This is a genomic window from Escherichia sp. WS1450, from assembly GCF_046487395.1.
Classification (GTDB): Bacteria; Pseudomonadota; Gammaproteobacteria; order Enterobacterales; family Enterobacteriaceae; genus Escherichia; species Escherichia coli.
Window position 1 is genome coordinate 108,262 of record NZ_JBJQJO010000014.1, and the last position, 19,414, is coordinate 127,675.

General features: G+C 52.9%; 17 protein-coding genes. 14 read left to right on the plus strand and 3 right to left on the minus strand.

Going from position 1 to position 19,414, the window contains the following annotated elements:
• Positions 1 to 29 precede the first annotated feature (29 nt).
• The 9 genes from ACJHYR_RS17145 to ACJHYR_RS17185 all read left to right on the plus strand — a co-directional run bounded on the left by ACJHYR_RS17145 (position 30) and on the right by ACJHYR_RS17185 (position 10,086).
• The gene (locus tag ACJHYR_RS17145; RefSeq protein WP_039720228.1) at positions 30 to 893 is read left to right on the plus strand and encodes a DUF2877 domain-containing protein; all 864 of its coding nucleotides are present in this window, start codon (positions 30 to 32) and stop codon (positions 891 to 893) included.
• Positions 883 to 2,430, plus strand: a complete 1,548-nt coding sequence (gene fdrA / locus ACJHYR_RS17150) for an acyl-CoA synthetase FdrA (RefSeq protein WP_059327844.1) — start codon at positions 883 to 885, stop codon at positions 2,428 to 2,430. Before ACJHYR_RS17145 ends, fdrA begins: the two co-directional genes overlap by 11 nt.
• On the plus strand, positions 2,430 to 3,848 hold the full coding sequence (locus ACJHYR_RS17155) for a DUF1116 domain-containing protein (protein WP_000083460.1): 1,419 nt from the start codon (positions 2,430 to 2,432) through the stop codon (positions 3,846 to 3,848). Before fdrA ends, ACJHYR_RS17155 begins: the two co-directional genes overlap by 1 nt.
• A 94-nt stretch (positions 3,849 to 3,942) precedes the next feature.
• Positions 3,943 to 4,893, plus strand: a complete 951-nt coding sequence (locus ACJHYR_RS17160; protein WP_039720227.1) for a carbamate kinase family protein — start codon at positions 3,943 to 3,945, stop codon at positions 4,891 to 4,893.
• A gap of 9 nt (positions 4,894 to 4,902) precedes the next feature.
• On the plus strand, positions 4,903 to 6,282 hold the full coding sequence (locus ACJHYR_RS17165) for an amidohydrolase family protein (protein WP_000665140.1): 1,380 nt from the start codon (positions 4,903 to 4,905) through the stop codon (positions 6,280 to 6,282).
• A gap of 119 nt (positions 6,283 to 6,401) precedes the next feature.
• Positions 6,402 to 7,049 (plus strand): hypothetical protein, encoded by a 648-nt coding sequence (locus ACJHYR_RS17170; protein ID WP_000670937.1) that lies wholly within the window; start codon positions 6,402 to 6,404, stop codon positions 7,047 to 7,049.
• 271 nt (positions 7,050 to 7,320) lie between these two features.
• Positions 7,321 to 8,370, plus strand: coding sequence for an NADPH-dependent aldehyde reductase YahK (yahK, locus tag ACJHYR_RS17175; RefSeq protein WP_001545261.1), 1,050 nt, complete (start codon positions 7,321 to 7,323; stop codon positions 8,368 to 8,370).
• A 242-nt stretch (positions 8,371 to 8,612) separates the two neighbouring features.
• Positions 8,613 to 9,428: a protein YahL gene (gene yahL, locus ACJHYR_RS17180; RefSeq protein ID WP_001586720.1), complete on the plus strand. Its 816-nt coding sequence runs from the start codon at positions 8,613 to 8,615 to the stop codon at positions 9,426 to 9,428.
• Positions 9,429 to 9,840: 412 nt separating this feature from the next.
• The gene (locus ACJHYR_RS17185) at positions 9,841 to 10,086 is read left to right on the plus strand and encodes a hypothetical protein (RefSeq protein ID WP_000290602.1); all 246 of its coding nucleotides are present in this window, start codon (positions 9,841 to 9,843) and stop codon (positions 10,084 to 10,086) included.
• 16 nt (positions 10,087 to 10,102) lie between these two features.
• Here the strand turns inward: ACJHYR_RS17185 and ACJHYR_RS17190 are convergent, their stop codons facing one another.
• Positions 10,103 to 10,774 (minus strand): LysE family transporter, encoded by a 672-nt coding sequence (locus tag ACJHYR_RS17190; protein WP_000976976.1) that lies wholly within the window; start codon positions 10,772 to 10,774, stop codon positions 10,103 to 10,105.
• A 146-nt stretch (positions 10,775 to 10,920) separates the two neighbouring features.
• Between ACJHYR_RS17190 and yahO the strand changes: the two genes are divergently transcribed.
• Entirely contained in the window at positions 10,921 to 11,196 is a 276-nt protein-coding gene (gene yahO, locus ACJHYR_RS17195) for a DUF1471 family periplasmic protein YahO (RefSeq protein ID WP_000691953.1), read from the plus strand.
• A gap of 97 nt (positions 11,197 to 11,293) precedes the next feature.
• Here yahO and prpR read toward each other — a convergent pair whose 3' ends face one another.
• The gene (gene prpR, locus ACJHYR_RS17200) at positions 11,294 to 12,880 is read right to left on the minus strand and encodes a propionate catabolism operon regulatory protein PrpR (protein WP_059328184.1); all 1,587 of its coding nucleotides are present in this window, start codon (positions 12,878 to 12,880) and stop codon (positions 11,294 to 11,296) included.
• A gap of 238 nt (positions 12,881 to 13,118) precedes the next feature.
• Here prpR and prpB point away from each other — a divergent pair, with 238 nt between their 5' ends.
• Positions 13,119 to 14,009: a methylisocitrate lyase gene (gene prpB / locus ACJHYR_RS17205; RefSeq protein ID WP_000052209.1), complete on the plus strand. Its 891-nt coding sequence runs from the start codon at positions 13,119 to 13,121 to the stop codon at positions 14,007 to 14,009.
• Here the strand turns inward: prpB and ACJHYR_RS17210 are convergent.
• A complete protein-coding gene (locus tag ACJHYR_RS17210) occupies positions 13,955 to 14,494 on the minus strand; it encodes a hypothetical protein (RefSeq protein WP_001526095.1) in 540 nt (179 codons plus the stop codon). The two genes, prpB and ACJHYR_RS17210, sit on opposite strands and share 55 nt — an antisense overlap.
• Positions 14,495 to 14,541: 47 nt before the next feature.
• On the opposite strand from ACJHYR_RS17210, the gene prpC reads away from it, so the two are divergent.
• The 3 genes from prpC to prpE are packed head-to-tail and all read left to right on the plus strand — an operon-like array spanning position 14,542 to position 19,122.
• The gene (gene prpC / locus ACJHYR_RS17215; RefSeq protein WP_001285892.1) at positions 14,542 to 15,711 is read left to right on the plus strand and encodes a 2-methylcitrate synthase; all 1,170 of its coding nucleotides are present in this window, start codon (positions 14,542 to 14,544) and stop codon (positions 15,709 to 15,711) included.
• Positions 15,712 to 15,744: 33 nt separating this feature from the next.
• A complete protein-coding gene (gene prpD, locus ACJHYR_RS17220; protein ID WP_001275859.1) occupies positions 15,745 to 17,196 on the plus strand; it encodes a 2-methylcitrate dehydratase in 1,452 nt (483 codons plus the stop codon).
• A gap of 39 nt (positions 17,197 to 17,235) precedes the next feature.
• Positions 17,236 to 19,122: a propionate--CoA ligase gene (gene prpE / locus ACJHYR_RS17225; RefSeq protein WP_000010236.1), complete on the plus strand. Its 1,887-nt coding sequence runs from the start codon at positions 17,236 to 17,238 to the stop codon at positions 19,120 to 19,122.
• Positions 19,123 to 19,414 lie beyond the last annotated feature (292 nt).

The following is a 19,414-nucleotide window of genomic DNA, read 5'->3' on the forward strand; positions in this document are numbered from 1 at the left end:
TTGCTATCAACACACCAGAAAGACGGTGTGTGTGGGCGCTAACTGCGGATGCTGATTTTCTGGCGCAGCGGGGGCAAGGACAGGTTGAACAGGTCTTTGCCAGAGCGGTAAATATCGCACTTCCGGCCCGCCAGCAGTTGCTGACGCTGCTTTGTGAAGAGTACGACAATGCGCCAAACAGTTGTCGGTTGGCACTCACTCACTTTGATGGTCTGTTCCGGCATGGTGATAAGGTTCAGTTTGACGATCAAGGCATTACGGTTGGTCAACATCTTCATATAGAGATGAGTCATTGCCTGCGTTGGCTGTCCCCAACCTTGCAAATGACCGCTGTGAATTTTCACCTTATCGCCTGGCAACAGTGGCATGACATTATTCATCAGCACCTGGGGCAAAATGAAACCCTGTTTAATTATTGCGGCGATAATCCGTTTTATCAGGCGTTAAATAAAGAATTACATATTAAACGACGGGCAGTTATTCAGGCCGTAAACGATAAACAAAATATCGCCTCAGCAGTCGCCAGTATGATGGGCTTAGGGATTGGCCTTACGCCATCAGCCGACGATTATTTAACAGGTCTGGCGCTTATTTTATTTATTTCCGGACATCCGGCGGAAAAATACAAAGAGGAATTTTATCTCGGTCTGCAACGCGGCAGAAATAATACCACGTTATTAAGTGCCATAACGCTGGAAGCCGCATTACAACAACGCTGCCGGGAAAATATTCATCGTTTTATTCACAACATTATTTATGGTGTCCCTGGGAATTCAACCCAGGCAATAGAAAAAATTAAACATATTGGCTCCAGTTCCGGCTGCGACATGCTGTATGGCATGGCCGATGGTTGTGCGCTGAGCCAAACCTACGGAGGGAATTATGTCAGTTAAAATAGTCATTAAACCGAATACCTATTTTGATTCTGTCTCTCTGATGTCTATCTCCACGCGTGCAAATAAACTCGACGGCGTCGAGCAGGCATTTGTGGCGATGGCGACTGAAATGAATAAAGGCGTGTTGAAGAATTTAGGACTGCTGACGCCGGAACTGGAGCAGGCGAAAAACGGTGACCTGATGATTGTCATCAATGGTAAATCGGGTGCGGACAACGAGCAGTTGCTGGTGGAGATTGAAGAACTGTTTAACACCAAAGCGCAAAGCGGCTCGCATGAGGCGCGTTACGCCACTATTGCCAGCGCCAAAAAGCATATCCCGGAAAGTAACCTGGCAGTGATTTCGGTCAACGGTCTGTTTGCCGCGCGCGAAGCGCATCAGGCGCTGCAAAATGATCTTAACGTGATGCTGTTTTCCGATAACGTCTCGGTTGAAGATGAACTGGCGCTCAAACAGTTGGCCCACGAAAAAGGGCTGCTGATGATGGGGCCAGACTGCGGTACGGCGATTATCAACGGCGCGGCGCTCTGCTTTGGTAACGCCGTGCGTCGCGGCAACATCGGCATTGTTGGCGCATCCGGCACCGGTAGCCAGGAACTGAGCGTCCGCATTCATGAATTTGGCGGCGGCGTTTCGCAACTGATCGGCACCGGCGGGCGCGACCTGAGCGAGAAAATCGGCGGCCTGATGATGCTCGACGCCATCGGGATGCTGGAAAACGATCCGCAAACTGAAATCATTGTGCTTATCTCCAAACCGCCTGCGCCTGCGGTGGCCCGCAAAGTGCTGGAACGCGCACGCGCCTGCCGTAAGCCAGTGGTAGTCTGCTTCCTCGGTCGTGGCGAAACGCCAGTGGATGAGCAGGGGCTACAGTTTGCTCGCGGCACCAAAGAGGCGGCACTAAAAGCGGTGATGCTCTCCGGTGTGAAACAAGAACATCTCGACTTGCATACCCTGAACCAGCCGTTGATTGCGGATGTGCGTGCGCGTCTGCAACCGCAGCAGAAATACATTCGTGGCCTGTTCTGCGGCGGCACGCTGTGTGACGAAACCATGTTCGCGGTGATGGAAAAACACGGCGATGTCTACAGCAACATCCAGCCCGATCCTGAATTCCGCCTGCAAGATATCAACCGCAGCATCAAACACACCTTCCTCGACTTTGGCGATGACGATTTTACCAACGGCAAGCCGCATCCAATGATTGACCCGACCAACCGCATCAGCCGGTTGATCGAAGAAGCGCGCGATCCAGAAGTGGCGGTGATCGTGATGGATTTTGTGCTCGGGTTTGGATCGCATGAAGATCCGGTCGGTTCCACCATCGAGGCGATCAAAGAGGCGAAAGCGATCGCCGCTGCCGAAGGGCGCGAGTTGATCATTCTCGCCTATGTGCTGGGTACCGATCTCGATACGCCATCGTTAGAACAACAAAGCCAGATGCTGCTTGATGCTGGGGTAATTCTGGCAAGCAGCAGCACCAATACCGGATTGCTGGCGCGTGAATTTATCTGCAAAGGGGAGGAAGCCTGATGAGCCAGTCACTGTTTAGCCAACCGTTGAACGTTATTAACGTCGGCATCGCCATGTTTAGCGATGATTTGAAAAAGCAGCATGTAGAAGTGACCCAACTCGACTGGACGCCGCCGGGGCAGGGCAATATGCAGGTGGTGCAGGCGCTGGATAACATTGCCGATTCGCCGCTGGCAGACAAAATCGCCGCCGCTAACCAGCAGGCGCTGGAGCGCATTATCCAGTCGCATCCGGTGCTGATTGGTTTTGATCAGGCGATTAACGTGGTGCCGGGCATGACGCCGAAAACCATTCTTCACGCCGGGCCGCCGGTCACCTGGGAAAAAATGTGCGGCGCGATGAAAGGCGCGGTCACCGGAGCGCTGGTGTTCGAAGGGCTGGCGAAAGATCTCGACGAGGCGGCTGAACTGGCGGCCTCCGGGGAGATCACCTTCTCGCCGTGCCATGAACACGACTGTGTGGGATCGATGGCGGGTGTTACCTCGGCCTCGATGTTTATGCACATCGTAAAAAACAAAACCTACGGCAACATCGCTTATACCAACATGAGCGAGCAGATGGCGAAGATTTTGCGTATGGGCGCTAACGACCAGAGCGTGATCGACCGCCTCAACTGGATGCGTGATGTGCAGGGCCCCATGCTGCGCGATGCGATGAAAATTATCGGCGAGATCGATCTGCGCTTAATGCTGGCGCAGGCGCTGCATATGGGCGATGAGTGCCATAACCGCAATAACGCCGGGACGACGTTGCTGATTCAGGCGCTGACGCCGGGAATTATTCAGGCAGGTTATTCCGTGGAGAAACAGCGCGAAGTGTTTGAGTTTGTCGCCAGCAGCGACTACTTCTCCGGCCCGACGTGGATGGCGATGTGTAAAGCGGCGATGGATGCGGCGCACGGCATCGAATACAGCACCGTGGTGACCACGATGGCGCGTAACGGCGTCGAGTTCGGCCTGCGGGTCAGCGGATTACCGGGGCAATGGTTTACCGGTCCGGCGCAGCAGGTGATCGGCCCGATGTTTGCCGGTTATAAGCCGGAAGATTCGGGGCTGGATATCGGCGACAGCGCCATCACCGAAACCTACGGCATTGGCGGATTTGCTATGGCGACCGCGCCCGCGATCGTCGCGCTGGTGGGCGGTACGGTGGAAGAAGCTATCGATTTCTCCCGTCAGATGCGCGAAATCACTCTCGGCGAAAACCCCAACGTCACCATTCCGCTGCTCGGTTTTATGGGCGTGCCGTCGGCAATCGACATCACCCGCGTGGGCAGTAGCGGCATTCTGCCAGTGATCAACACCGCCATCGCTCATAAAGATGCGGGCATCGGCATGATTGGCGCGGGCATTGTGCATCCACCATTCGCCTGCTTCGAGAAAGCCATTCTCGGCTGGTGCGAACGTTACGGCGTCTGACCTGCAAACGCACCTTACGATCCCTTCTCCCTTCTGGGGAGAGGGGCAACCTCACTCTCATAACCCCATCACCCTCTGTAGCGGACATAACAACATGAAAGAGCTTGTGGTCGTTGCCATTGGTGGCAACAGCATTATCAAAGATAACGCCAGCCAGTCGATTGAGCATCAGGCGGAGGCGGTGAAGGCCGTCGCCGATACGGTGCTGGAAATGCTGGCTTCCGATTACGACATTGTGCTGACCCACGGCAACGGGCCGCAGGTCGGGCTGGATTTACGCCGTGCGGAGATTGCCCACGAGCGCGAAGGGCTGCCCTTAACGCCGCTGGCGAACTGTGTGGCGGATACGCAAGGTGGCATCGGCTACCTGATCCAACAGGCGCTGAATAACCGACTGGCGCGTCACGGCGAGAAAAAAGCCGTCACCGTGGTGACTCAGGTGGAAGTGGATAAAAACGATCCGGGATTTGCTCATCCCACCAAGCCCATCGGCGCATTCTTTAGTGACAGCCAGCGTGACGAATTACAAAAGGCAAATCCTGACTGGCGTTTTGTTGAAGATGCCGGACGGGGCTATCGCCGCGTGGTCGCCTCGCCGGAACCGAAACGTATTGTCGAAGCACCTGCCATTAAGACGCTGATCCAACAAGGCTTTGTGGTAATTGGCGCGGGCGGCGGTGGAATTCCGGTAGTGCGTACTGAAGCGGGGGATTACCAAAGCGTGGACGCGGTTATCGACAAAGATCTCTCTACCGCGCTATTGGCCCGTGAAATTCACGCCGACATTCTGGTGATCACCACGGGCGTGGAAAAAGTGTGTATTCATTTTGGTAAACCGCAGCAGCAGGCGCTCGATCGGGTGGATATTGCCACCATGACCCGCTATATGCAGGAAGGGCATTTTCCGCCTGGCAGCATGTTGCCAAAAATCATCGCCAGCCTGACGTTCCTGGAACAGGGCGGCAAAGAAGTGATTATCACCACGCCGGAATGCCTGCCTGCGGCGCTGCGCGGTGAAACGGGCACCCATATTATTAAAACGTAAGGACGTAAGATGAAAGAAAGCAATAGCCGCCGTGAGTTTCTGAGCCAGAGCGGTAAGATGGTCACCGCCGCCGCGCTGTTTGGTACCTCTGTGCCGCTCGCCCATGCGGCAGTCTCTGGCACAACCCACTGCGACGCGAATAACACCATGAAAATCACTGACCCGCACTACTATCTCGACAACGTGCTGCTGGAAACCGGTTTTGACTACGAAAACGGTGTGGCGGTACAGACCCGCACGGCGCACCAGACCGTAGAGATTCAGAACGGCAAAATTGTTGCCCTGCGCGAGAACAAGCAGCATCCGGACGCCACGCTGCCGTACTATGACGCTGGCGGTAAGCTGATGCTGCCCACCACCCGCGACATGCATATTCATCTCGACAAAACCTTTTACGGCGGGCCGTGGCGCTCGCTCAATCGCCCGGCAGGCACCACCATCCAGGACATGATCAAACTCGAGCAGAAAATGCTGCCGGAGCTGCAACCGTACACTCAGGAACGAGCGGAAAAACTGATCGATTTATTGCAGTCGAAAGGCACCACCATTGCCCGCAGCCACTGCAATATCGAACCGGTTTCCGGCCTGAAAAATCTGCAAAATTTGCAGGCGGTGCTGGCGCGACGTCAGGCGGGCTTCGAGTGTGAAATCGTCGCCTTCCCGCAGCACGGTTTGCTGCTGTCGAAATCAGAACCCTTAATGCGTGAAGCGATGCAGGCGGGCGCGCATTACGTCGGCGGGCTGGACCCAACCAGTGTTGATGGCGCGATGGAAAAATCCCTCGACACCATGTTTCAGATTGCGCTGGACTACGACAAAGGCGTCGATATTCACCTGCACGAAACCACTCCGGCAGGTGTGGCAGCCATCAATTATATGGTTGAAACGGTAGAGAAAACGCCACAGCTGAAGGGCAAGCTGACCATCAGTCACGCCTTTGCGTTGGCAACGCTCAACGAACAACAGGTAGATGAACTGGCGCACCGGATGGCGGCGCAGCAAATTTCTATCGCCTCGACGGTGCCGATTGGCACGCTGCATATGCCGCTCAAACAGTTGCACGACAAAGGCGTAAAAGTCATGACCGGAACTGACAGCGTTATTGACCACTGGTCACCTTATGGCCTGGGCGACATGCTGGAAAAAGCCAATCTGTACGCGCAGCTCTATATTCGCCCTAACGAACAGAATTTGTCCCGTTCGCTGTTTTTAGCCACTGGCGATGTATTGCCGCTGAATGAAAAAGGCGAGCGCGTGTGGCCCAAAGCGCAGGATGACGCCAGTTTTGTGCTGGTGGACGCCTCCTGTTCCGCCGAGGCGGTGGCGCGTATCTCGCCGAGAACGGCAACGTTCCATAAAGGACAACTGGTGTGGGGGAGTGTGGTGTAACGTTATCAGCGAGGATATCCGGGCAGGCACTATTCCGATTTTAAAACCCGATATCCTCTGCGTTTTGCCCATGACGTACACTGCGGATTATCTTTTTTATCCAGGGATGGATAGACGCCGTGAAATTTCTTTGGTTATCGCTGTTGTTTCTGAGTCAGGCCGTCCTGGCAACTTGCCCTGCTGGAAATTCACAACACGAATGCGAGGCGGTGCGCATACAGCCCCTGGTCACGCCGGAGCAGAAAAAAGATGCCTTAACGCAATTGCAAAAGTTTCAGCAAGCGCTGAGTGCAAAGAATGCCACGAAACTAAAAACCTTCTTAAAATTCCCCTACGATACCTATTTCGGCTTTCTCGCTGAGATTGAGTTGCCTGAATCTGAACCCTTCACAGAAGCACTATTTGATCGCCATTCAGAAACCATTATGCGGCGTCTGCATAATGTCACAAAATTCACGATACATCCGGGTACCCAATGGATTGATGATTATCTCAGTCATTCGCTGACGCCAGCGGAGCAAAAAAGAAAATATTATCCCCTCAATGATGGACGTTTCTATTACGAAGAGAAAGGGGAGCGCCACTACGTCACGGGAATATGTGAACTGGCGATGTCGGGGAATATTTCTGACGATGGCATTACGCTGAATATTGGTTCGCAGGCTAATGAACAAATTCCACCGGCTGTTTGTGATGGCACAACTATACTGGAATTTGGCATGATTAACGGGCAGTTAAAGTTATTGCGTGTTTCTTTTGCGGGGTAAACGGCGTGTGCGTAATAATTGAATTTCACGGCAGTCTAATTCGCCAGTCACGATACCGCCCCGGTTTTAAGGCGGAAAAGGGATATCGCTGGTGCCAGAAAGTGTGATCTGCCACGAAAAACGACACCACTATTGGTCATTAAACTCTCCGGTATCAACGTCTCAGAGCCCATCACGGGCAACCATTCATTGGCTATATTGAATGAGCGAGTTTTGCTGCAAAGACGTTCCTCACATCATCCAGATACCTCTTCGAACAGGAGTGAATGCAATGAATATCAAGGCTATTGGTGCTTATTCCGCGACGCAACCGCTGGAACCGATGGATATTACCAGGCGTGAACCGGGACCGCATGATGTCAAAATTGAAATCGCTTACTGTGGCGTCTGCCATTCCGATATCCACCAGGTCCGTTCCGAGTGGGCGGGGACGGTTTACCCCTGCGTGCCGGGTCATGAAATTGTGGGGCGTGTGGTAGCCGTTGGTGATCAGGTAGAAAAACATGCGACGGGCGATCTGGTCGGTGTCGGCTGTATTGTCGACAGTTGTAAACATTGCGAAGAGTGTGAAGACGGGCTGGAAAACTACTGTGATCACATGACCGGCACCTATAACTCGCCGACGCCGGACGAACCGGGCCATACGCTGGGCGGCTACTCACAACAGATCGTCGTTCATGAGCGATATGTTCTGCGTATTCGTCACCCGCAAGAGCAGCTGGCGGCGGTGGCTCCTTTATTGTGTGCAGGGATCACCACATACTCGCCGCTACGTCACTGGCAGGCCGGGCCGGGTAAAAAAGTGGGCGTGGTTGGCATCGGCGGTCTGGGACATATGGGGATTAAGCTGGCCCACGCGATGGGGGCACATGTGGTGGCATTTACCACTTCTGAGGCAAAACGCGAAGCGGCAAAAGCCCTGGGGGCCGATGAAGTTGTTAACTCACGCAATGCCGATGAGATGGCGGCTCATCTGAAGAGTTTCGATTTCATTTTGAATACAGTAGCTGCGCCACATAATCTCGACGATTTTACCACCTTGCTGAAGCGCGATGGCACCATGACGCTGGTTGGTGCGCCTGCGACACCGCATAAATCGCCGGAAGTTTTCAACCTGATCATGAAACGCCGCGCGATAGCCGGCTCTATGATTGGCGGCATTCCAGAAACACAGGAGATGCTCGATTTTTGCGCCGAACATGGCATCGTGGCTGATATAGAGATGATTCGGGCCGATCAAATTAATGAAGCCTATGAGCGAATGCTGCGAGGAGATGTGAAATATCGTTTTGTTATCGATAATCGCACACTAACAGACTGAAACAATTAATAAATACCCTGTGGTTTAACATATTAACTTCGCTCTCCACTTAACTTTTTAGTTAAGGAGAGCGAAATAATATCAAAGTAGCGGTAAAACCTATAACGTAAATTCAAATTGTTAAATTAACTCCCTCCAGGACACAATACTTCATACGTTAGTTATGAGCGATTTCTGATAGTGCCTGGTTTAATCAGGGCTTTATTATCTGCGACGTTTATTTTTATTTAAGAGAGATCGCGATGATATCATTAAAAGCTCCGTACAATAATTTGATGCCATATACGCAACAAAGCATACTTAATACGGTTAAAAACAATCAGTTACCGGAGGATATCAAAAGCTCCCTGGTTTCCTGTGTCGATATATTCAAGGTTTTGATTAAACAATATTATGATTATCCTTATGATTGTCGTGATGATTTAGTCGATGATGACAAACTCATTCATCTCATGGCTGCCGTACGAGACTGTGAGTGGTCAGACGATAACGCACTTACCATAAATGTACAGTTTAATGATTTCCCGGGATTTTATGACTGGATGGATTACCCTGATTACCCGGTTAAGTTTGTTTTTCGCATACTTGAAAATCAAAAAGGGACAGTTTGGGTATATGACCAGGATGATGCGTTTCTTGATATTAAAGCAAATGTGCAGGCTGGACGCTTTACCGGGCTTAAGAAATTAGTGCAGTTTATCGATTCAGTGCGAACAGATTGCAAATGTATTCTTCTTGAACACCATATGCCTTTACTGAGACTTTTCCCTAAAGGGAAAGAGTGTATGCATGTGGAAAAATGGCTTCGCGAAATGTCGTCTATTCCGGAGAGCGACGCACCAATTAAGCAGGCGCTTGCGCATGGATTATTATTACACTTAAAAAATATCTACCCTGTTTTTCCTGAATCGCTGGTGATGTTATTGCTCTCTGTTCTGGACGTAAAAACATACAGAGATGATGCGCGATTAAACGAATGGATATCGAATAGAGTGCAGGAATTAGGTGACAGATATTATCCTGTAAATAAGCACGTTAAAATCCGCTACACTCTTTAGTTCAGAAAGGGTTCCACCTGCAAGTTGTTATTCCAGCAGAGAGTGAATCGCAAAGCAGGTGATCATTTCATCTGTATATCCGTATGCCAAATGGCATTCCACCGCCTTTTTCGCCGATATTTTGTTGTGATCGGCGACGCTTCGCTTAAAAAATCACCAGTAGTAGTTTTGCAGCTATGTGGTGTATAAAAAATGATCTCATGCAGGTGTTTTGTGAATGTGTGGGTTGACATTCATATGAAAAAAATCATAATTCCATCATGTTTGTGTGGGGTCTTTTCTGTACCTTACGCATCGCACTCAAGCCTGACAGAAAATATGCTGTAAGGCTCATATCAAAAACCGCCATTAGCTCATCAGGAAGAGCAGACGACAACCAGGATTGTTGTATGGTACGGGGTTCGAGGCCTCGATGGCGGTCCAACTTTTCATAACTCTTCTGAATCAGCTCCCCTTATTATCATCCCTGCAAAGTGAAACATTGCCATTGTTTGGCTATTCAGGGCGGGTCAGAGCAATGAAAAAAGCCCACACAGGGGAGAGTGGGCTGAAATGGGAAGCTAAAGACTCAAGTAAACTTATCGGAAATAAGGACCACGCATTACGGGGGCTATCATCGCCGATGACCGGGATTTGGCAAATCAGGTTGATTACGTAGAGAGTAAATTATCTGCTCACCGCTGCATCACCCCTTCGTAAATCAGGCGTAGCGCGAATATACCAATAATTGCACCAATAACCCGACTGGCAACGCGTTGCATACGCCCATAAGCACGACGCACAGCGGGCAAAGAAAACGCCTGACTAAGAAAAACGCGCCAGATAACTGATGCGAGCACAATCCCCGCCCAGGCCATTAAACGTGCCCATGTTGGTGTTTCGGCATTTAATGTTACTGAGAAAATACTGATAAAAAATAAAACGGTTTGCGGGTTAGAGAGATCGGTAATTAATCCACGTCGAAAAAAAACATACCAGGGGGCGCTAATCGGTTGTTGTAGTGTGCTCATTTGCGGTGTTGACTGGCGGCGCATGCTGCACCACGCAAACCATAAGAGATAAGCGCCGCCAACGATTCTGATAAGAGAAAAAATCTCCTCACACTGCGTAATTAGCGTTGCAAGACCAAACAAACCCAACCCGGAATAAAATGCATCGCCCAACGCCACGCCCAGTCCGGTCAGCACTCCTGCGCGTCGACCGGAAGCCAGGCTGGTTTGTACTACCACAAAGAGATTGGCTCCCGGATTAAAAAAAGTAATCACGAACAGTCCTACGGTCAGATAAACGGCGTGCAAAGGATCCATAGTGATTTCATCCATAAATAAGTGAAGTAACTTCATCATATTTCTACCAAAAATAATCGGGTGCGAGAGAGATCACAAAGTGTCTTATTTCCGGTTACTGGCGTTTATGCCCTGACTGAACTAATTATTAATCAACCCAATAATGTGGGTGGGTGATAGTGTGATAACAACTCTGGAGCCGTAATATGAAAATAATCTCTAAAATGTTAGTCGGTGCGTTAGCGTTTGCCGTTACCAATGTCTATGCCGCAGAATTAATGACCAAAGCGGAATTTGAAAAGGTTGAATCGCAATATGAAAAAATAGGTGATATTTCAACCAGTAATGAAATGTCGACCGCAGATGCGAAAGAAGATTTGATCAAAAAAGCGGATGAAAAAGGGGCTGATGTGTTGGTACTGACCTCTGGTCAAACTGACAATAAGATCCACGGCACGGCAAATATTTATAAGAAGAAGTAATTCTGAACCCTATGTAAACATCCCCGATGCGTAAGTTTATCGGTGATCATCTATTGAAATTTATGCCGGAGAAAGCGTTCGCGCTGCATTCGGCAGTTCAGCTTTTCAGCCGCCGCCAGAACGTCGTCCGGCTGATGCCTAAATAATTCGCCGCTGCTGTTTTATCGCCATTAAATTTCTCCAGTGCCTGTAGTGGTGTCAGCAAGGATGGGGCGGGAATTTTCGCCGACTCGCGCGCCAGTTCCGGCAGTAGCAGCTGCAAAAATTGCGGCGTTAAATCCGGCGTCGGTTCCACACTTAAAAACAGCGCCAGTCGCTCCATCATATTGCGCAGTTCACGAATATTGCCCGGCCAGTCGTAGTGCACCAGCACGGTTTCGCTTGCCTGTAATCCCTGGCGTAATGCGGCAGAAAACGGGGCGGAGAGCGCCGCCAGAGACACTTTCAAAAAGCTTTCCGCCAGCGGCAGAATATCCGTCACCCGCTCGCGCAGTGGTGGCAATTGCAGACGCAAAATACTCAGCCGATAAAACAGATCACGGCGAAACTGCCCTTGCCGCATATCTTCTTCCAGATTGCAGTGAGTGGCGCTAATGACTCGCACATCCACCGGAACAGGCTGATGCCCGCCGACGCGGGTGACCTCTTTTTCTTCCAGCACCCGTAACAGGCGAGTCTGCAAAGGTAGCGGCATTTCGCCAATCTCATCCAGAAACAGCGTACCACCGTGGGCGATTTCGAACAGCCCGGCGCGACCTCCGCGTCGCGAGCCGGTAAACGCCCCTTCCTCATAGCCAAACAGCTCTGCCTCCAGCAGCGATTCGGCAATCGCCCCGCAGTTGACGGCAACAAACGGATGTGACTTTTTGCCCTGTCGCGCATCGTGGCGGGCAAAATATTCCCGATGAATCGCCTGGGCCGCCAGCTCTTTGCCCGTCCCCGTTTCCCCTTCAATCAACACCGCTGCACTGGAGCGGGCATACAGCAAAATAGTCTGCCGTACCTGTTCCATCTGTGGTGATTGACCGAGCATATCGCCCAGCACGTAACGAGTACGCAGGGCGTTACGGGTGGCATCGTGAGTGTTATGGCGTAACGACATGCGCGTCATATCCAGCGCATCGCTGAATGCCTGGCGCACGGTGGCGGCGGAATAGATAAAAATTCCGGTCATTCCGGCTTCTTCTGCCAAATCGGTAATCAGCCCTGCGCCGACCACCGCTTCGGTGCCGTTAGCTTTCAGCTCGTTAATCTGCCCGCGTGCGTCTTCCTCTGTAATGTAGCTACGTTGGTCGAGGCGCAAATTAAAGGTTTTTTGAAACGCCACCAGCGCTGGAATGGTTTCCTGATAAGTGACAACGCCGATAGAAGAGGTGAGTTTTCCGGCTTTTGCCAGTGCCTGCAACACATCGTAGCCGCTCGGTTTAATCAAAATAACTGGCACTGACAGGCGGCTTTTAAGATATGCGCCGTTAGAGCCAGCAGCGATGATGGCGTCACAGCGTTCGCTTGCCAGTTTCTTGCGGATGTAGGTCACCGCTTTTTCAAAGCCAAGCTGGATAGGGGTAATGTTCGCCAGATGATCAAACTCGAGGCTGATATCGCGAAACAGCTCGAACAGGCGCGTCACCGATACCGTCCAGATAACCGGTTTGTCGTCATTCAGCCGTGGTGGATGTGCCATAGCGCACCGCAAAGTTAAGAAACTGAATATTGGGTTTAGTCTTGTTTCATAATTGTTGCAATGAAACGCGGTGAAACATTGCCTGAAACGTTAACTGAAACGCATATTTGCGGATTACTTCATGACTTTATCTCTAACAAATTGAAATAAAACATTTAATTTTATTCAGGCAATTGTGGCACACCCCTTGCTTTGTCTTTATTAACGCAAATAACAAGTTGATAACAAAGGATGGGCTATGTCTCTACACTCTCCAGGTAAAGCGTTTCGCGCTGCACTGACTAAAGAAAATCCATTGCAGATTGTTGGCACCATCAACGCTAACCATGCGCTGTTGGCGCAGCGTGCCGGATATCAGGCGATTTATCTTTCCGGCGGTGGCGTGGCGGCAGGTTCGCTGGGGCTGCCCGATCTCGGTATTTCTACCCTTGATGACGTGCTGACCGACATTCGCCGTATCACCGACGTCTGCTCGCTGCCGCTGCTGGTAGATGCGGATATCGGTTTTGGTTCTTCTGCTTTTAACGTTGCGCGCACCGTGAAATCGATGATTAAAGCCGGTGCGGCGGGATTGCATATTGAAGATCAGGTTGGTGCGAAACGCTGCGGCCATCGCCCGAATAAAGCGATCGTCTCGAAAGAGGAGATGGTGGATCGGATCCGCGCGGCGGTGGATGCGAAAACCGATCCTGATTTTGTGATCATGGCGCGCACCGATGCGCTGGCGGTTGAAGGGCTGGATGCGGCGATCGAGCGTGCGCGGGCCTATGTTGAAGCGGGTGCCGAGATGTTGTTCCCGGAGGCGATTACCGAACTCGCTATGTACCGCCAGTTTGCCGATGCGGTGCAGGTGCCAATCCTCGCCAACATTACCGAATTTGGCGCAACACCGCTGTTTACTACCGATGAATTACGCAGTGCCCATGTTGCAATGGCGCTGTACCCGCTTTCAGCGTTTCGCGCCATGAACCGCGCCGCCGAACATGTCTACAACGTCCTGCGTCAGGAAGGCACGCAGAAAAGCGTCATCGACACCATGCAGACCCGCAACGAACTGTACGAAAGCATCAACTATTACCAGTACGAAGAGAAGCTCGACGACCTGTTTGCCCGTAGCCAGGCGAAATAAAAAACGCCCGTTGGTTGTATTCGACAACCGATGCCTGATGCGCCGCTGACGCGGCTTATCAGGCCTACGGGATGAACTGAACTGTAGGTCGGATAAGACGCATAGCGTCGCATCCGACAACCGATGCCTGATGCGCCGCTGACGCGGCTTATCAGGCCTACGGGGTGAACTGAACTGTAGGTCGGATAAGACGCATAGCGTCGCATCCGACAACCGATGCCTGATGCGCCGCTGACGCGGCTTATCAGGCCTACGGGGCGTGCTGAACTGTAGGTCGGATAAGACGTATGGCGTCGCATCCGACAACCGATGCCTGATGCGCCGCTGACGCGACTTATCAGGCCTACGGGGTGAACTGAACTGTAGGTCGGATAAGACGCATGGCGTCGCATCCGACAACCGATGCCTGATGCGACGCTGACGCGGCTTATCAGGCCTGCGGGGTGAACTGAACTGTAGGTCGGATAAGACGCATAGCGTCGCATCCGACAACAATCTCGACCCTACAAATGATAACAATGACGAGGACAATATGAGCGACACAACGATCCTGCAAAACAGTACCCATGTCATTAAACCGAAAAAATCTGTGGCACTTTCTGGCGTTCCGGCGGGCAATACGGCGCTCTGCACCGTGGGTAAAAGTGGCAATGACTTGCATTACCGTGGTTACGATATTATTGATCTGGCGGAACATTGCGAATTTGAAGAAGTGGCGCATCTGCTGATCCACGGCAAACTGCCGACCCGTGACGAACTCGCCGCTTACAAAACAAAACTGAAAGCCCTGCGCGGTTTACCGGCTAACGTGCGTACCGTGCTGGAAGCCTTACCGGCGGCGTCGCACCCGATGGATGTCATGCGCACAGGCGTTTCCGCACTCGGTTGCACGCTGCCAGAAAAAGAAGGGCACACTGTCTCTGGCGCGCGGGATATTGCCGACAAACTGTTGGCGTCGCTTAGCTCGATTCTTCTCTACTGGTATCACTACAGCCACAACGGCGAACGCATCCAGCCGGAAACCGATGACGACTCCATCGGCGGTCACTTCCTGCATCTGCTGCACGGCGAAAAGCCATCGCAAAGCTGGGAAAAGGCGATGCATATTTCGCTGGTGCTGTACGCCGAACACGAGTTTAACGCCTCCACCTTTACCAGCCGGGTGATTGCGGGCACCGGCTCTGATATGTATTCCGCGATTATTGGCGCGATTGGCGCACTGCGCGGGCCGAAACACGGCGGGGCGAATGAAGTGTCGCTGGAGATCCAACAACGCTACGAAACGCCGGACGAAGCCGAAGCCGATATCCGCAAGCGCGTGGAAAACAGAGAAGTGGTCATTGGTTTTGGTCATCCGGTTTACACCATCGCCGACCCGCGTCATCAGGTGATCAAACGCGTGGCGAAGCAGCTCTCGCAGGAAGGCGGTTCGCTGAAGATGTACAACATCGCCGATCGCCTGGAAACGGTGATGTGGGAGAGCAAAAAGATGTTCCCCAATCTCGACTGGTTCTCCGCTGTTTCCTACAACATGATGGGCGTTCCCACCGAGATGTTCACCCCACTGTTTGTTATCGCCCGCGTCACCGGCTGGGCGGCGCACATTATCGAACAACGTCAGGACAACAAAATTATCCGTCCTTCCGCCAATTATGTTGGACCGGAAGACCGCCAGTTTGTCGCGCTGGATAAGCGCCAGTAAACCTCTACGAATAACAATAAGGAAACGTACCCAATGTCAGCTCAAATCAACAACATCCGCCCGGAATTTGATCGTGAAATCGTTGATATCGTCGATTACGTCATGAACTACGAAATTAGCTCTAAAGTGGCCTACGACACCGCACATTACTGCCTGCTCGACACTCTCGGCTGCGGTCTTGAAGCTCTCGAATACCCGGCCTGTAAAAAACTGCTGGGGCCAATTGTCCCCGGCACTGTCGTACCTAACGGCGTGCGCGTCCCCGGAACTCAGTTCCAGCTCGACCCCGTCCAGGCGGCATTTAACATTGGCGCGATGATCCGCTGGCTTGATTTCAACGATACCTGGCTGGCGGCGGAGTGGGGCCATCCTTCCGACAACCTCGGCGGCATTCTGGCAACGGCGGACTGGCTTTCGCGCAACGCGGTCGCCAGCGGCAAAGCGCCGTTGACCATGAAACAGGTGCTGACCGCAATGATCAAAGCCCATGAAATTCAGGGCTGCATCGCGCTGGAAAACTCCTTTAACCGCGTCGGCCTCGACCACGTTCTGTTAGTGAAAGTGGCTTCCACCGCCGTGGTCGCCGAAATGCTCGGCCTGACCCGCGAGGAAATTCTCAACGCCGTTTCGCTGGCGTGGGTGGACGGTCAGTCGCTGCGCACCTATCGCCATGCGCCGAACACCGGCACGCGTAAATCCTGGGCGGCGGGCGATGCCACTTCCCGCGCGGTACGTCTGGCACTGATGGCGAAAACGGGCGAAATGGGTTACCCGTCAGCCCTGACTGCGCCTGTGTGGGGCTTCTACGACGTCTCCTTCAAAGGTGAGTCGTTCCGCTTCCAGCGCCCGTACGGTTCTTACGTGATGGAAAATGTGCTGTTCAAAATCTCCTTCCCGGCGGAGTTCCACTCCCAGACGGCAGTTGAAGCAGCGATGACGCTCTATGAACAGATGCAGGCAGCAGGCAAAACGGCGGCAGATATCGAAAAAGTGACCATTCGCACCCACGAAGCCTGTATTCGCATCATCGACAAAAAAGGACCGCTCAATAACCCGGCAGACCGCGATCACTGCATTCAGTACATGGTGGCGATCCCGCTGCTGTTCGGACGCTTAACGGCGGCAGATTACGAGGACAACGTTGCGCAAGATAAACGCATCGACGCCCTGCGCGAGAAGATCAATTGCTTTGAAGATCCGGCATTTACCGCTGACTACCACGACCCGGAAAAACGTGCCATCGCCAATGCCATAACCCTTGAGTTCACCGACGGTACGCGATTTGAAGAAGTGGTGGTGGAGTACCCAATTGGTCATGCTCGCCGCCGTCAGGATGGTATTCCGAAACTGGTCGATAAATTCAAAATCAATCTCGCGCGCCAGTTCCCGACTCGCCAACAGCAGCGCATTCTGGAGGTTTCTCTCGACAGAGCTCGCCTGGAACAGATGCCGGTCAATGAGTATCTCGACCTGTACGTCATTTAAGCAAACAGCGGTAAGGCGTAAGTTCAACAGGAGAGCATTATGTCTTTTAGCGAATTTTATCAGCGTTCGATTAACGAACCGGAGAAGTTCTGGGCCGAGCAGGCCCGGCGTATTGACTGGCAGACGCCCTTTACGCAAACGCTCGATCACAGCAATCCGCCGTTTGCCCGTTGGTTTTGTGAAGGCCGAACCAACTTGTGTCACAACGCTATCGACCGCTGGCTGGAGAAACAGCCAGAGGCGCTGGCGCTGATTGCCGTCTCTTCGGAAACAGAAGAAGAGCGCACCTTTACCTTCCGCCAGTTACATGACGAAGTGAATGCGGTGGCCTCAATGCTGCGCTCGCTGGGTGTGCAGCGCGGCGATCGGGTGCTGGTGTATATGCCGATGATTGCCGAAGCACATATTACTCTGCTGGCTTGCGCGCGCATTGGCGCTATTCACTCGGTGGTGTTTGGGGGATTTGCCTCGCACAGCGTGGCGGCGCGAATTGATGATGCTAAACCGGTGCTGATTGTCTCGGCTGATGCCGGAGCGCGCGGTGGCAAAATCATTCCCTATAAAAAATTGCTCGACGATGCGATAAGTCAGGCGCAGCACCAGCCACGCCATGTTTTGCTGGTGGATCGCGGGCTGGCGAAAATGGCACGCGTCAGCGGGCGGGATGTCGATTTCGCGTCGTTGCGCCATCAACACATCGGCGCGCGGGTACCGGTGGCGTGGCTGGAATCCAACGAAACCTCCTGCATTCTCTACACCTCCGGCACGACCGGCAAACCTAAAGGCGTGCAGCGTGACGTTGGCGGATATGCGGTGGCGCTGGCGACCTCGATGGACACCATTTTTGGCGGCAAAGCGGGCGGTGTGTTCTTTTGTGCTTCGGATATCGGCTGGGTGGTGGGGCATTCGTATATCGTCTACGCGCCGCTGTTGGCGGGGATGGCGACTATCGTTTACGAAGGATTACCGACCTGGCCGGACTGCGGCGTGTGGTGGAAAATCGTCGAGAAATATCAGGTTAGCCGCATGTTCTCAGCGCCGACCGCCATTCGCGTGCTGAAAAAATTCCCTACCGCTGAAATTCGCAAACACGATCTCTCGTCGCTGGAAGTGCTCTATCTGGCTGGAGAACCGCTGGACGAGCCGACCGCCAGTTGGGTGAGCAATACGCTGGATGTGCCAGTGATCGACAATTACTGGCAGACCGAATCCGGCTGGCCGATTATGGCGATTGCTCGCGGTCTGGACGACAGGCCGACGCGTCTGGGTAGCCCCGGCGTGCCGATGTATGGCTATAACGTGCAGTTGCTTAATGAAGTCACCGGCGAACCGTGTGGCGTCAACGAGAAAGGGATGCTGGTGGTGGAAGGGCCATTGCCGCCGGGGTGTATTCAGACCATTTGGGGCGACGACGACCGCTTTGTGAAGACGTACTGGTCGCTGTTTTCCCGTCCGGTGTACGCCACTTTTGACTGGGGTATCCGCGATGCTGACGGTTATCACTTTATTCTCGGGCGCACTGACGATGTGATTAACGTTGCCGGGCATCGGCTGGGGACGCGCGAGATTGAAGAGAGTATCTCCAGTCATCCGGGCGTTGCCGAAGTGGCGGTGGTTGGGGTGAAAGATGCGCTGAAAGGGCAGGTGGCGGTGGCGTTTGTCATTCCGAAAGAGAGCGACAGTCTGGAAGACCGTGAGGTGGCGCACTCGCAAGAGAAGGCGATTATGGCGCTGGTGGACAGCCAGATTGGCAACTTTGGCCGCCCGGCGCACGTCTGGTTTGTCTCGCAATTGCCGAAAACGCGATCCGGAAAAATGCTGCGCCGCACGATCCAGGCGATTTGCGAAGGACGCGATCCTGGGGATCTGACGACCATTGATGATCCTGCGTCGTTGGATCAGATCCGCCAGGCGATGGAAGAGTAAGGTATTGTCGGATGCGTCGTGTGGCGCATCCGACACCGTGCGCCGATGCCTGATGCGACGCTGACGCGTCTTATCATGCCTACAGGCCTGAACCGTAGGTCGGATAAGGCGCTCGCGCCGCATCCGACACCGTGCGCCGATGCCTGATGCGACGCTGGCGCGTCTTATCATGCCTACAGGTCTGAACCGTAGGTCGGATAAGGCGCTCGCGCCGCATCCGACACCGTGCGCAGATGCCTGATACGACGCTGGCGCGTCTTATCATGCCTACAGGCCTGAACCGTAGGTCGGA

Excerpts from the sequence above, each read along its gene's own strand:
- fdrA (WP_059327844.1), top strand. The coding sequence starts at position 883 with ATGTCAGTTAAAATAGTCATTAAACCGAATACCTATTTTGATTCTGTC.
- ACJHYR_RS17155 (WP_000083460.1), top strand. The coding sequence starts at position 2,430 with ATGAGCCAGTCACTGTTTAGCCAACCGTTGAACGTTATTAACGTCGGC.
- ACJHYR_RS17160 (WP_039720227.1), top strand. The coding sequence starts at position 3,943 with ATGAAAGAGCTTGTGGTCGTTGCCATTGGTGGCAACAGCATTATCAAA.
- ACJHYR_RS17165 (WP_000665140.1), top strand. The coding sequence starts at position 4,903 with ATGAAAGAAAGCAATAGCCGCCGTGAGTTTCTGAGCCAGAGCGGTAAG.
- yahK (WP_001545261.1), top strand. The coding sequence starts at position 7,321 with ATGAATATCAAGGCTATTGGTGCTTATTCCGCGACGCAACCGCTGGAA.
- yahL (WP_001586720.1), top strand. The coding sequence starts at position 8,613 with ATGATATCATTAAAAGCTCCGTACAATAATTTGATGCCATATACGCAA.
- ACJHYR_RS17185 (WP_000290602.1), top strand. The coding sequence starts at position 9,841 with ATGGCGGTCCAACTTTTCATAACTCTTCTGAATCAGCTCCCCTTATTA.
- ACJHYR_RS17190 (WP_000976976.1), bottom strand. The coding sequence starts at position 10,774 with ATGATGAAGTTACTTCACTTATTTATGGATGAAATCACTATGGATCCT.
- yahO (WP_000691953.1), top strand. The coding sequence starts at position 10,921 with ATGAAAATAATCTCTAAAATGTTAGTCGGTGCGTTAGCGTTTGCCGTT.
- prpR (WP_059328184.1), bottom strand. The coding sequence starts at position 12,880 with ATGGCACATCCACCACGGCTGAATGACGACAAACCGGTTATCTGGACG.
- prpB (WP_000052209.1), top strand. The coding sequence starts at position 13,119 with ATGTCTCTACACTCTCCAGGTAAAGCGTTTCGCGCTGCACTGACTAAA.
- ACJHYR_RS17210 (WP_001526095.1), bottom strand. The coding sequence starts at position 14,494 with ATGCGACGCTATGCGTCTTATCCGACCTACAGTTCAGTTCACCCCGCA.
- prpC (WP_001285892.1), top strand. The coding sequence starts at position 14,542 with ATGAGCGACACAACGATCCTGCAAAACAGTACCCATGTCATTAAACCG.
- prpD (WP_001275859.1), top strand. The coding sequence starts at position 15,745 with ATGTCAGCTCAAATCAACAACATCCGCCCGGAATTTGATCGTGAAATC.
- prpE (WP_000010236.1), top strand. The coding sequence starts at position 17,236 with ATGTCTTTTAGCGAATTTTATCAGCGTTCGATTAACGAACCGGAGAAG.